At 57.9% G+C, this 12,653-nt stretch carries 11 protein-coding genes and 1 pseudogene; 8 read left to right on the top strand and 4 right to left on the bottom strand.

Going from position 1 to position 12,653, the window contains the following annotated elements:
• Positions 1 to 540: cation:proton antiporter (locus tag CW742_RS01325; protein WP_292415620.1), on the top strand; the 540-nt coding region annotated here is incomplete at its 5' end.
• Here CW742_RS01325 and CW742_RS01320 read toward each other — a convergent pair.
• Positions 506 to 964: an HPP family protein gene (locus CW742_RS01320; protein WP_292415618.1), complete on the bottom strand. Its 459-nt coding sequence runs from the start codon at positions 962 to 964 to the stop codon at positions 506 to 508. The two genes, CW742_RS01325 and CW742_RS01320, sit on opposite strands and share 35 nt — an antisense overlap.
• A 128-nt stretch (positions 965 to 1,092) precedes the next feature.
• Here CW742_RS01320 and CW742_RS01315 point away from each other — a divergent pair, with 128 nt between their 5' ends.
• The 5 genes from CW742_RS01315 to CW742_RS01295 all read left to right on the top strand — a co-directional run bounded on the left by CW742_RS01315 (position 1,093) and on the right by CW742_RS01295 (position 6,704).
• Positions 1,093 to 3,102: an ATP-dependent DNA helicase gene (locus CW742_RS01315; RefSeq protein WP_292415617.1), complete on the top strand. Its 2,010-nt coding sequence runs from the start codon at positions 1,093 to 1,095 to the stop codon at positions 3,100 to 3,102.
• On the top strand, positions 3,090 to 3,548 hold the full coding sequence (locus tag CW742_RS01310) for a methylated-DNA--[protein]-cysteine S-methyltransferase (RefSeq protein ID WP_292415616.1): 459 nt from the start codon (positions 3,090 to 3,092) through the stop codon (positions 3,546 to 3,548). Before CW742_RS01315 ends, CW742_RS01310 begins: the two co-directional genes overlap by 13 nt.
• A 58-nt stretch (positions 3,549 to 3,606) precedes the next feature.
• Positions 3,607 to 4,206: a molybdenum cofactor guanylyltransferase gene (locus tag CW742_RS01305; protein ID WP_292415615.1), complete on the top strand. Its 600-nt coding sequence runs from the start codon at positions 3,607 to 3,609 to the stop codon at positions 4,204 to 4,206.
• Between the two features lie 144 nt (positions 4,207 to 4,350).
• Positions 4,351 to 5,202: a PAS domain-containing protein gene (locus CW742_RS01300; protein ID WP_292415614.1), complete on the top strand. Its 852-nt coding sequence runs from the start codon at positions 4,351 to 4,353 to the stop codon at positions 5,200 to 5,202.
• Positions 5,199 to 6,704 carry an ATP-binding protein gene (locus CW742_RS01295; protein WP_292415613.1) on the top strand — a complete coding sequence of 502 codons (1,506 nt, stop codon included), beginning with the start codon at positions 5,199 to 5,201 and terminating at the stop codon, positions 6,702 to 6,704. The genes CW742_RS01300 and CW742_RS01295 overlap by 4 nt, the downstream gene beginning before the upstream one ends.
• A gap of 4 nt (positions 6,705 to 6,708) precedes the next feature.
• Here CW742_RS01295 and CW742_RS01290 read toward each other — a convergent pair whose 3' ends face one another.
• Complete coding sequence (locus tag CW742_RS01290; RefSeq protein ID WP_292415612.1) at positions 6,709 to 7,473, bottom strand: dihydroorotate dehydrogenase electron transfer subunit; 765 nt, start codon at positions 7,471 to 7,473, stop codon at positions 6,709 to 6,711.
• Positions 7,466 to 8,353 carry a dihydroorotate dehydrogenase gene (locus CW742_RS01285; protein ID WP_292415611.1) on the bottom strand — a complete coding sequence of 296 codons (888 nt, stop codon included), beginning with the start codon at positions 8,351 to 8,353 and terminating at the stop codon, positions 7,466 to 7,468. Before CW742_RS01285 ends, CW742_RS01290 begins: the two co-directional genes overlap by 8 nt.
• A gap of 52 nt (positions 8,354 to 8,405) precedes the next feature.
• Here CW742_RS01285 and CW742_RS01280 point away from each other — a divergent pair, with 52 nt between their 5' ends.
• On the top strand, positions 8,406 to 9,272 hold the full coding sequence (locus CW742_RS01280) for a malate dehydrogenase (RefSeq protein WP_292415610.1): 867 nt from the start codon (positions 8,406 to 8,408) through the stop codon (positions 9,270 to 9,272).
• A gap of 2 nt (positions 9,273 to 9,274) precedes the next feature.
• Positions 9,275 to 11,746 carry a DNA-directed DNA polymerase gene (locus tag CW742_RS01275; protein WP_292415609.1) on the top strand — a complete coding sequence of 824 codons (2,472 nt, stop codon included), beginning with the start codon at positions 9,275 to 9,277 and terminating at the stop codon, positions 11,744 to 11,746.
• Positions 11,747 to 12,128: 382 nt separating this feature from the next.
• Here CW742_RS01275 and CW742_RS01270 read toward each other — a convergent pair.
• Positions 12,129 to 12,596, bottom strand: a pseudogene (locus CW742_RS01270) (UvrB/UvrC motif-containing protein); the annotation flags it as partial.
• Between the last annotated feature and the right edge of the window lie 57 nt (positions 12,597 to 12,653).

The raw sequence follows: 12,653 nt of genomic DNA, 5'->3' as shown, positions 1-12,653 counted from the left end.
CTTATCGCCTCCACCACGGCCCTGCTCTCCCAGCTGGTCGGGCTGACCGTTGTGGTTGGTGCGTTCTTCGCCGGAATTGCCCTCAACCGAAGTGTCCATGAGGATCATGACATTCACGAAAGCCTCAACAATGCTGCATTCGGTATTTTCATCACGATCTTTTTTGCATCGGTCGGCCTTATCATGAATATTCCGGCCGCAGAACTTTTCTCGCCGCTGGTCCTGGTAGTTGTCGTTTTCGCGGTTGCAGCAAAAATACTGGCCGGTTTTATCGGATCATTCCCGTTCCTGAAAGACCGTAACTCCGCGTTCCTTGTCGGGATCGGGATGATCCCGAGAGGTGACCTGACCCTGGCCCTGGCCGGATCGGCGATTTCAGCTGGCATCATCTCACAGCAGATTTACGCAGCAACGGTTTTTGTTGTTCTCGCAACCGTGCTCGCAACTCCGCTCCTTTTGAAGAGCACCCTTGCCCATTTGATGGAACACCAGGGGGAGGGGGAGGTCAATGGGGCAGCGAGCGATACAGGTAGGCAATGATATCGGAAAGTTCAAGGCACCCGACAGCCTGCTGATCCCTGTTGATGAGGATAACGGATGATGAATGCCCATGCTCCATGGCATGCAGGGCATCGGCTATCTTCGCGTTCTCCGGAACGGTCAGCGGTTCATCACTCATGAGATCGCGGGCATTCTGTGCCGTGCTTTTCAGCAGCCGGTCCAGGCTTGAGATTAGGTGTTTCTCTCCGGCAACAGCACCGGGGGTGAGCGCGGTTATCAGGTCTGCAGGTGTGATCACACCTGCGAGTCTTCCATCTGATTCCACAACAACGAGGGGGTGATTGCTGTGAGAAAACCGTTCCAGGATCTGCGACAGCGGGGCATCCGGTCTGATCGGGAGGGGACATGCCGTCATCACAGCGGAAACCGGTTGCTGAAGGATCTTCTCGAATGCCTTTTCCACGGGATTCACCCTTTTTATGCGTATTTTGATACGGCATGGTATAACGGTATCGGAACCCGGATGACGTGCCTTCACTTTCACCCTGCCCCACACCCATAAAACCTTCAGCCGCCAACATAGCTACCGAAATGGACTCCATCGACACCTTCTTCCCGTACAGCGAGTACCGGCCCGGCCAGCGCCACATGCTCGAGGTCGCGGCCACGGTTGCCCGCGATGGCGGGATTGCGATGATCGATGCACCGACCGGGTCCGGAAAATCGAGCGTGGTCGCCTCGCTCCTTGCCGAACGCAGGGGCAGGAAGATCGTGATTGCAGTCCGCACGGTGAGCCAGCTCACGACCTTCATCCGCGAGCTCGAACTCGTGAAGAAGAAAGCCCCGCAGATCAAGACCGTGTATCTCGTTGGCAAGAAGAGCATGTGCCCGCTGGGCGGGGAAGGGGACGTGTACCGGCGCTGCGAAGGGGTCAAGGCGTTTTCAAACTCGCTGATGCGCGACCGGGCCGAGAAAGGGGCGATGATCCCGGCAAAGGACCCGTTCATCATCCAGCAGATCCGCAGGATGGACAAAGAGCACCCGCTGCTCTGCCCTTATTACATCAACAGCAAGATGTTCGTTCCCGCGGAAGGCGTGGGTGTGCGGATGGTTCCCTCAACCGAACTCCGCAACAAGGCCGACCGCGTGATCGCAAATCCTGTCCCCCCGCGGGATCTCACCGAATACTCTTCCGGTCTTTGCCCCTATGAGCTGATGATGCACGCGGCAAAGAACACCGATGTGGTCATCCTCAATTACCACCACCTCTTCGACCGGCAGATCCGCGAGCAGCTCTATGCAAACCTGGGCGTCGAGGAGCAGGACATCCTCCTCTTAATCGACGAGGCGCACAACTGCGGCGACGTGATCACCGGCATCGAGAGCGTGACCATGGAGGAGCGGGACCTTGAACAGGCCTCCCGAGAACTTTCCGGCATGGCCCGGCGCCACAAGGGGGCAGAGGCAGTCCGGCACGTTCTCCCGCGACTCACCGAATTCATCCGGGGCCTCCAGAACTCGGTTGAAGCAGAGGACTGGTTCGACCCGGCGATCTTCGACCGGATGATTGTCCGGGAATCGCTCTATAAGGACATGGACGAGATCGTGGACGACCTCATGGGCCTGTCCGAGACCATACGGGAGAAGAACATCAAGGGTGGCGAGTTCCGCGAGACGGCAATCGAGCGCCTGACGGAATTCCTCCTCCGGCTCTCCAACTCCGCAACCGACCCGGCATTCCTGACCGTGTACCGCAAAGAGGAGTCCGGCATCACCCTTGAAGTGCGCAGCATCGATCCCGCTGCCTCGCTCTCAGAGGTCTGCGGATCCCATGCCTGCACCATCCTGATCTCGGGAACACTCTCGCCGGTCGAGAGTTTCCGGAAGTATTACTTCGGCAACGGAACCGTGACGACCCTCTCCCTTCCCAATGCATTCCCTAAGGAGAACCGGCTCATTGCCTGCGCAAACGACATCACCACCGCGTATTCGATGCGCCAGAACAAGGATAACACGAACCGAATCGCGGGATACATCCGGGCGTTCTCGGCCCTGAAAGGCAACCGCGCCATCTACTTTCCCAGTTACCAGATCCTCGAGAGTTATGCGGAACTCACGGCTCGGGACATCCGGGGAAAGAAAGTTTTCATCGAGCCCCGCGACGCTGCCGGTGCAGGTGCTGCCCTGACCGAGTTCCTCTCGCTGCCGTCCCGGCGCGAATCCGGCGTCATGTTCGCGGTTGCCGGCGGGAAGTGGAGCGAGGGCCTTGATTACCGGGGTGAGATGATGGCGGGGGCAATGGTGATCGGCCTGCCGCTTGCCCCGTTCAACCGGGTGCGCAAGATGATGATCGAGTATTTCCGGCATAAGTTCGGTGCCGAAGGCGAGTTCCTCTGCTACACGTTGCCGGCCGTGAACCGCTCGCTCCAGGCACTCGGGCGTGTGCTGCGGACCCCCGAAGACCGGGGCGTGCTCGTACTCGGGGAGAAACGCTTTCTCGAAAAGAAGGTCAAAGATGCCCTGCCTGCCTGGATCCAGGAAGAGATGATTGCCGGTGATTATGACCGGTTCCGCGAGGTGCTCGCGCAATGGAAACCGTGAGCGGGTCCTGCCGGCTCGGGCTCTGGCATGTCCATGTGTACTGGAACGGGGATGAGGTCAGCCGTATCCGGTTCTCACGGACAGGGATCGAAGGGAGCGTGCCGCTGCCGTTCCGGCAGTACTGCGCCGGAAAACCCGTTGACCTCAGGGCGTTTGCCTCCATAGCAATCCACGGAGACACACCCTACAGCCGCATCTACCGGGCCGTTCGGGAGATCCCGTACGGGATGACCGCAACCTATGGCGAGATCGCCCGCCTGGTCGGGACATCGCCCCGTGCGGTCGGGCAGGCCATGGCCCGGACCCCAACCCCGCGCGTCATCCCCTGCCACCGGGTTGTCGCAGCCAGGGGGATTGGAGGATTCTCTCCCGACATCGAGATCAAGGAGCTGCTCCTTGCCATGGAGAAGAAGCACCGGGAAACCATCAAAAAATCCATTGCGTAAATTACTACATACAGGAAAACCAACAAATCTGGTTGAATTCAGGAGCGGCACGGGACAGATGAGATCAGCAGTCATCCTTGTCGGTGGCGAGGCACGGCGTGCCAACGGGCAGGAGAAATACTTTTTCCGCTACCAGGGCAGGACATTCATCGACCGGCTCGTTGAGACGCTGAAAGGCATTGTGGACGAGATTATCCTTGTTGCACGCGATCCGGAACAGTGCCGCCGCTTCGACCATCTCCATGGCGTCCGGTGTATCACTGACATCCGCCAGGGCATTGGTCCCATTGGCGGGCTCCATGCCGGTACGCTTGCCGCACAGGGAGACCTCATCTTTGTTTCTGCCTGCGACATGCCCTGCATTGATTCCGGGGTTGTCTCGTACCTCTTCTCCGTTATCGGCGATCACCAGGCAGCCATCCCGAGCTGGAACGCAGATCTCCTCGAACCCCTTATGGCAGTGTACCGCCGCGATGCAATCCTGGAGTACCTGAAAACCCACGAGTCCTACTCGCTGCGCCCGATGATCCGGTCCATCGATACGCTCTACGTTCCCGTAAACGATCTCAGGCAGTTCGATAAGGACCTCAGGTCATTTACCAACATCAACAAGCTCGCGGATCTCGAACAGATCAACGGGAGTGATGCATCTCCGTAGAGGCCAGGCGATCCGGCGATTTTATTTTTCCGATGCACCACATACAAAAAAATACCGTATAATATATGTGATGAAACCAACCGATAGATAACTAATATCCGCAGGGAAACAGCCTGTTGTGCAGCAGGCAGGTGTACAAAAAACATGAGACCGATCTCCCCTGAGAACGAGGAAGTCCTTCATCTGTTCATCATCGCCGCAGCGACCATTGGCGCTGTCATTACCACGGCATTCTCCCTAACCCACGGGATATTCGAGATATTCCCGTTCCTGTACATCCTCCCCATCATCCTTTCCGTGTACTTCTTCCCGAAGCGTGCAGTACTCTTCTCCCTTGGGGTCAGCCTCACCTATATCGGGATGATCTACCTGTACGACTTCACCAATCCCGAACACATCGCGATTGCAACCGCATGGTTTGCCATCTTCATCACCATCGGGGTTGTCTCCTCGTCCTACGCAACGCGGCTCATCGATGAGCAGATGCGCATCCGGAGCATACTTATGAACTCCCAGGATGGGATCTTCTGTTTTGATCTCACATCCCTCCAGGTCCTCGGGGCAAACGCCAAGTTCGCGCAATGGCTCCGCTATGACCGGAGCGAGCTTGTGGGAAAAGACCTCTCAAAGACCTGGGCCGAATCTTCCGAGCGTGACCAGTTCATCGCAGATATCCGGAACGGTGTGAAAAACCCGGAGACAGAGGGGCTCTTCCAGTCGCGGGACGGGACCCGGCACCGGTTCATCGTCTCAGCGGTACTGGTGTCACGGAACCGCGTGCTCTGCTCTGCGATCGATATGACCGGCAGCAAGGCCGTTGACGAGGAGATCAAGAAGACCCTGGAAGAACTCGAGGTGCAGGTCCGTGCCCGGACAGAACATCTGGAGAAGATCAACGCGCAACTCCAGGCCGAGATCCTGGAACGGCGGAGGACAACAAAGACCATCCTCACACCAGAGCCCGGGTCCCGGAAGGACCTGGAGGACGAGGAATGATCGCTTTCCCTTCCGGTACTGCCCGCGTCCTGCCCGGCACAGCCCGGATCCTCTGGCCCGCCGCCATCGTAGCAAGCGTCGCGGTTGCCATCGCCTCGACGATCTATTCCCTCACGCACGGGATCAACGAAGTCTTCCCGTTCCTCTACTTCCTCCCGATCATCCTCTTTGTCTACTTCTACCCAGACCATGGGGTGATATTCACGCTCCTTGTCAGCACCATCTACCTGGTGCTCGTCTATTCCCTCACCAGTTTCAACCCGGCAGTTGTCGCGGTATCCACGGCATGGTTCGTCATCTTCGTGACAATAGGCGTTGTCACATCATCCCTTGCCAAGGGTCTTGTATTAGAGGAGCGGAAGTACCGCGACATCTTCGAGAACTCCCAGGCGGGGATCTTCACGTTCGACCTTGATACCCTGAAGATCCGGGAACTGAACGCAAAGTGTGCCCGCATGCTCCGGTTTGACCGAAGCGAGCTGGTGGGAAAAGATCTCAGGGAGATCTTCACGGACAGCGCACAATACCAGTCCTTCACCCGCGATATCCGGGCCCGGCCGCAGACCGGGGATCTTGAGCTGCACTTTTCCACCCGCGACGGGGACATCCGGCAGTTCATCCTTTCGGCATCCACCTCACCGAACAATGTCATCATCTGTTCTGTCATGGACATCACCGAGCGGAAACTTGCCGAACGGGTGATCCACAAGGCCCGGGTCGAACTCGAGGAGCGGATCATCGAGCGCACGCGGGAACTGACGCGGGCAAACGAGAGCCTCGTTGCCGAGATCGAAGAGCGCAAACAGTTCGAGGACGCGATCCAGCTGGCAAACAAGAAACTCAACACGCTCTCCTCTATCACCCGGCACGACATTCTCAACCAGATAACCGCGATTGTCATGTATCTCGCGCTTGCGGAGGAGCAGATCTCGGACCCTGAAGCCATCGGGCACTTAAAAAAGATCGGGCAGATCACCCAGCTGATCCAGAAACAGATCCGGTTTACCCGCAACTACCAGTTCATTGGCTCACGGTCTCCCCACTGGCAGCTCCTCTCGGTTACTATCAACGATGCCGTAAAAGACCTGGACATGGGGGCCGTCCACGTAGAGAAGGATGTCGGCGACATTGCAATCTACGCCGATCTTCTTTTAGAGAAGGTCTTCTACAATCTTTTCGAGAACTCTCTCCGCCATGGCGTGAACGTCACGACCTGCCGGGTGACATACCGCAGGGAGGGTGACGACCTCGTCATCCTGTACGAGGATAACGGGGTCGGCATTCCGGCGGGTGTGAAAGAGAAGATCTTCCGCCGGGAATATTACCGGAATACCGGGTACGGTATGTTCCTTACAAAGGAGATCCTGGATACCACCGGGATCTCGATCGTGGAGACCGGTGAGCCGAAAAAAGGCGCACGGTTCGAGATACGGGTGCCGCAGGGAGCGTTCAGGTTCGGGTTACCGGAAGACGGGGATTTTTCGCAGGAGACTAAATACTGATCGATCAGATGGTTTTCTTCCGGCCGCTTGCATCCCGCATGTAATGGCCGAACTCGCTCTTCTGGAGAACCGATCCGGAAAAGACCGGGCCGTCCCGGCAGACCCGGAGGCCGGAGGGGTCGATGCAGCATGACCCGCAGACACCCATCCCGCACTTCATGTACCGGTGGAGCGAGAACTCGGTCTTGTGCTCAAGGCCTTTTTCTGTTACCTTCGCAAGAACGGAACGCATCATCACTTCCGGGCCGCAGACAGCAATCCGGTCATATACGGCAAGGTTCAGGTCGTCCAGTAAGGTTGTGACAAATCCCTTGTGTCCCTGCGAACCGTCATCCGTTGCAATGACGACATCGGTGCATTCATCAAGCTGATCCAAAAAGAGCAGCTCGGGCTCCGTCTTTGCCCCAAGGAGCATGGTCATGACGCAGTCTGCCCTGACAAGCGGGAGGAGCGGCGCCGCACCGACTCCCCCTGCTATCGCGAGCACTTTTTCTCCGGGTGTGAACCCGTTGCCAAACGGGCCCCGTATCCCGATCCGGTCACCGGGCTTCATGGCAAAGAGAGCAGATGTTGCATCACCCACGTTCTGTACGGTGATACTGTTCAAGGACGAGAGGGCCATCGGGATCTCGTCCACACCCGGCACCCAGACCATGACAAACTGCCCCGGGTTGAAGACGAACGGCTGGTCGAAGAAGAATGACCGGATATTCGGCGTCTCATTCTTAATCCGGGTGATCGTGACCGTAACCGGTGTTCCGTCAGCCATGGGCACACCCCACAAGTTCAGCCGCAGGGACCCCGTCCTTTGCATACAGGGCGGCCCGGATCTTGTCAAAGACCTGGACATCCCCGTGCACTGCGCTGCCGATCTCAACGGCAGACGCTCCGGCCATCATCAGTTCCACGACATTGTCGGCAGTTGAGACACCCCCGCAACCGATAATGGGAATCGTTACTGCCTCATAGAGTTCGTACACGCACCGCACCGCAATGGGAAAGACTGCCGTGCCCGAGAGCCCCCCGTAGCGGTTGCCGAGCACCGGGCGTCTTAGACCGGTCGAGATGCGCATCGCTTTGACCGTATTGATCGCAACAATCGCGCTCGCCCCGCCTTTTTCCGCGGCTTTTCCGATTGCGGTGATGTCCGTGACATTCGGCGTCAGTTTCACCCATGCAGGCAGGCCGGTTGTGACTACGGCGCGGGTGCAGGCCTCTACAAGTGCGGGATCGCTGCCGATAGCAGCCCCGTACCCTTCCGCGTGGGGGCAGGAGAGATTGAGCTCGACTGCCGCAACCTTGCCGGCAAACCACCCGGCAACCTCGGCAAATTCCTCCGGGTTGCCACCGAAGATGCTCGCAACCACGGGCTTCTTTGCAAGCGGAGACAGCTCGTCCACGAACTCCTTTGAAGGGTTGGGGAGCCCCATCGCGTTCAGGAGTCCGTCTTCCAGTGCCACAAGGCACGGGCCGTTATGGCCTTCCTTTGGGTGTGGCCCGATGGACTTTGTCACAACACCCCCCGCCCCCAGCTGGAGCATCCGTACCAGCGATGCCCCGGTTGTCCCAAGAACGCCAGCGGCAAGGAGGAGATGGTTCTGCAGCGCGACACCGCCGACATTCACCGGGCCCGGCCTGATGGTAACCATTCATCAGGAAATGGTCGTTATTTATTATTAGCATAACCCATATTGGTACCAGATGGTACGTCTGGCAGTGATCGGGGTAGGTCGGATTGGAGGGGAAGTCGCGTACCTTGCAGCATCGCTCGGTATTGCCGACGAACTGGTATTATTCGACACCGCCCCCGAGCTCTTAAAGGCGCAGGTGCTTGACCTGAAACATACAGGTCTCGATGTTGCGATCAGCACGGACATGAACGCGGTGAAGGAGGCCGACCTCTGTATCTTCTCTGCCGGAATGCCACGGAATCCTTCGGTAAAGACCCGGGCTGACCTGCTCCTCTCAAACCTGCCGGCAACCCGTTCCTGTGCCGGGATCTTAAAAGAGTTTTCAGGCGTCCTGATCACCGTAACCAATCCGATGGACATCAACAATTACTATCTTGCAAAAACCACGGGCATCCCCCGCGAACGCTGCATCGGGTTTGGCGGCCAGCTTGACAGCGCCCGGTTCGGCCTTGCGCTCCGCGAAAGGAACATCAACGGCCACCCGTCGGTCCTGGGAGAACACGGGGAGCACCAGGTGCCGGTCTTCTCCCGGCTCGATGTCCCGGTTACTACTCCCCTGCGCGAAGAGATCCTTCGTGAACTGCAGGGATCCAGCATGGAAGTCATCCGGGGGAAGGGGGGAACGGTGTTCGGGCCGGCCCTCCACCTTGCGCATCTGGCACGGATGGTCCTCAGGGACACCGGGGAGGCTGCCATCTGCTCTGCCGTGCTGGACGGGGAATATGGCCTCGATGACTGCTCGCTCGGTGTTCCGGTGCGGATCGGCCGGGAAGGTATCCGGCAAATCGAAGAGTGGGAACTTGATCCCTGGGAACTCGACAAGATGGCTGAAGCGGGAAGGTTCGTCTCCGGCCTTTGCAGGAAGGCGGTGACCTGAGCATGGCATCGCAGTCTGCCGGCAGTGGCAGCTGCCTGAACGCTCCCTGCACGCTCGATACCTTCACGTCGGGAGTCAGGATTGCAATCAACCAGGTGGAGTACAGCAACTCCCCGGGAGGGCCGGTCATCCACATCTTCGGGAGGGACATCCGCGGGAAAGCCATCCGGCTGGAGGTAACCGGTTTTGTCCCGTATTTCTATATCCCGTCCGATCAGGCAGAAAGTACACCACTCCCGCCGCAGGGAACCCTTGAAACCGGAACGGTTTATCGTTCGATCCGGGGAGAGCAGCTCCGCCGGATCATCACCCAGCGCCCGGGGGATGTCCGGGACGTTCGCGAGCGGTACCGCCACTTCGAAGCTGACATCCCCTTTGCCACCCGGTTCATGATCGACACCGGCCTGACCGGGGGGGTTGCAGCACAGGGAGAGAACATCGATTACCGCGAGATCACACCCATCGAGATCGATGCCCCGGCACGGACCTGCATCGTCGATATCGAGTGCGAGGACGAGCGCGGATTCCCCGATCCCCAGCGGGATGCCATCATCTGCATCACCTGCTATGACTCGTTTGACGAGGATTATACCACGTTTCTCTTCTCAGGAAACCAGGTTCCTCCCGCCATTGCCGCGAAGGTAAAGGAGGGGGGCCTTGAGAACGGGTGCTTCCGCGAGGGATCCCACACGATCTGTTCGTATGCCGATGAACCTGCAATGCTCCGGGCATTCGTTTCCTACATCATCGCTCGCGATCCGGACATCCTCTCGGGCTGGAACTTCGTTGACTTCGATATGCCCTACATCACCGGAAGGATGGAGCGGCTGGGGCTGAAATCCGACTCGCTCGCCCGCATCCCCGGCATGACCGAGAGGAATGCCCTCAGAGGACGGGCACTATTCGACCTGCTGACGGCCTACAAAAAGATGCACTCCTCGCTCAAGGAGTCGTACCGCCTCGATGCGATTGCCATGGAGGAACTCGGGCAGCAAAAGGTCCGGTACACCGGCACGATCTCCGATCTCTGGAAGAAGGAGCCGGCGCTCCTCGTCGAATATAACTTCAAGGACGTGGAGCTCTGCGTAGGGATCAACAAAAAGGATAATATCATCGGGTTCTACCGCGAGATCGCCCGGTACGTGGGCTGCCCGCTCGACCGGACCCTGAACTCCTCGAACGTGATCGATATCTACGTTTTAAGAAAGGCGTTCGGCAAGTACGTGCTGCCCTCCAAGGGATTTGCCAATGCGGAAGAGTTCGAGGGGGCAACGGTCTTCGAGCCGAGCAAAGGGGTGCGGGAGAATGTGGTGGTGCTTGACCTGAAATCGCTCTACCCTATGGCGATGATGACCATCAACGCATCGATGGAAACAAAGGATCCGCAGGGGGAACTGCGGGCACCCAACGGGATCCGTTTCCGGAAACAACCGGACGGGCTCACGCGGAGCATTATCTCGGAACTCCTCAAGGAGCGGGACGAGAAGAAACGCCTGCGTAACACGTTTGCCTTCGGATCACCCGAGTATATCGTGTATGACATGCAGCAGAATGTCCTCAAGGTGATCATGAACACGTACTACGGTGTATCGGGCTATACCCGGTTCCGGCTCTTCGACCGGGAGATAGGATCGGCTGTTACCTCCGTGGGCCGGGCAATCATCGAGCACACCCGGCGCGTGATCGAAGAGCAGGGCTACACCGTGATCTACGGTGACACGGACTCCTGCATGATCCAGCTCCCGCCGCTCGACCGGGAGAAGACGATCGAACTTGCCCGGTCGATCGAGAAGACGCTCAACGGAAGTTACTCTGTGTTTGCAAAGAACGAGCTTAATGCCGATGTCCATTTCTTCTCCATCAAGTTCGAGAAGATCTATGCCCGGTTCTTCCAGGCCGGTAAGAAGAAGCGGTACGCGGGATCGCTTGTCTGGAAAGAGGGAAAGGATGTCAAGGAGACGGACATCGTAGGCTTCGAGATCAAGCGAAGCGACACACCGCAGATCACCAAGCATGTGCAGAAGACCGTGATGGAACTTATCCTGGACGGCAAGGGCCTCCCCGAGGTAAAGGCATTCCTTGGCAACGTGATCAAAAAGTACCGGGCCGGAAAATACACGCTGGACGAGATCGGGATTCCCGGCGGGATCGGCAAGGGGCTCAATGATTATGAGACTGACGATGCACAGGTGAGGGGGGCAAAGTATGCCAATGAGCACCTGCACACGGAGTTCGGCAAGGGGAGCAAGCCCAAGCGGATCTACATCAAGACCGTAACGGCAAAGTATCCCAAGACGGATGTGCTCTGTTTCGAGTATGCGGACCAGGTGCCGCCGGAGTTCGTGGTGGACCTCGAGCTGATGCTGGAGAAGACCATCCGGCAGCCCATCTCCCGGATCATCGAGGCGCTCGGCTGGAGCTGGGCCGATGTGGACCCGTCGAGGACTACGCTTGCGCAGTGGGGGCTGGGGTAGATAAACAAATTAAAAGGAAAATTCTGAAATAAAGACGAGCCATCCCTCCCCCCTCGGGGGTCGCTCGGGCGAGTCGAAGCCTGATGACTTCTCCAATCGACCATCGCTGATGCGACGCTCGATTCCTGTCGGGCCCTCGCTGGGCTGATTACCTGTTCAATGATCTAATAAGTAATTGTGGCCGCCGCGGGGCGCCCCATTGGGGAGGTAATCATCGCATTAGCGAGGATTACCTGGAGAATCTCGAAAGTCGCAAGACTTGAGAGATGAGAAGAACGGAGTTCTTCGAAAGCATCAGCCTTCGACTTCAGCGGCGTTCATCGTAAATGGGGGTATGGGGGTCTCAACCCCCATTATCATATCCTGAAAGAAAGTGGATTTTTTATTTTCCGGCGAGCCGCTCGTTCAGCTTCTTAATCTGATCCCGCAACGCGATCGCCCTCTCGAAATCCAGGCTCTCGGCCGCGTCCCGCATCTGCTTCTCAAGATCAATAATCACGTTCGGGATCTCGGTCTTTGGCACGTGCTTCGTATCGGTGACCTCGACCTCCTTCTCCTTTACGGGCTTGATAATGGTCTGGGGGATGATGTTGTGCTTCTTGTTGAATGCCATCTGGAGCGTGCGCCGGCGTTTCGTCTCGGCTATCGCCTTCTTCATGGAATCGGTCATGGTGTCGCCGTACAGCACGACCTTTGCGTTTACGTTCCGGGCTGCACGGCCGATGATCTGGATCAGGCTGCGGGTGTCGCGCAGGAACCCTTCCTTGTCCGCGTCGAGGATACCGATGAAACCGACTTCGGGGATGTCGAGCCCTTCCCGGAGCAGGTTGATCCCGCCGAGGACGTCAAACACTGTCTCTTATACCAATCTGACGCCGCCGTCGAAGGGCAAAGTGTAGTACGTGTG

The organism is Methanoregula sp., assembly GCF_002835825.1.
In the GTDB taxonomy this organism is placed as follows: Archaea; Halobacteriota; Methanomicrobia; order Methanomicrobiales; family Methanospirillaceae; genus Methanoregula.
Note: the sequence above shows the minus strand (reverse complement) of the source record. Positions and strands in the feature narration are given on the sequence as shown.

Bases quoted from the DNA above. Each gene is read 5' to 3' on its own strand.
- CW742_RS01305 (WP_292415615.1), top strand. From the start codon at position 3,607: ATGAGATCAGCAGTCATCCTTGTCGGTGGCGAGGCACGGCGTGCCAAC.
- CW742_RS01285 (WP_292415611.1), bottom strand. From the start codon at position 8,353: ATGGTTACCATCAGGCCGGGCCCGGTGAATGTCGGCGGTGTCGCGCTG.
- CW742_RS01315 (WP_292415617.1), top strand. From the start codon at position 1,093: ATGGACTCCATCGACACCTTCTTCCCGTACAGCGAGTACCGGCCCGGC.
- CW742_RS01300 (WP_292415614.1), top strand. From the start codon at position 4,351: ATGAGACCGATCTCCCCTGAGAACGAGGAAGTCCTTCATCTGTTCATC.
- CW742_RS01275 (WP_292415609.1), top strand. From the start codon at position 9,275: ATGGCATCGCAGTCTGCCGGCAGTGGCAGCTGCCTGAACGCTCCCTGC.
- CW742_RS01290 (WP_292415612.1), bottom strand. From the start codon at position 7,473: ATGGCTGACGGAACACCGGTTACGGTCACGATCACCCGGATTAAGAAT.
- CW742_RS01295 (WP_292415613.1), top strand. From the start codon at position 5,199: ATGATCGCTTTCCCTTCCGGTACTGCCCGCGTCCTGCCCGGCACAGCC.
- CW742_RS01310 (WP_292415616.1), top strand. From the start codon at position 3,090: ATGGAAACCGTGAGCGGGTCCTGCCGGCTCGGGCTCTGGCATGTCCAT.
- CW742_RS01280 (WP_292415610.1), top strand. From the start codon at position 8,406: ATGGTACGTCTGGCAGTGATCGGGGTAGGTCGGATTGGAGGGGAAGTC.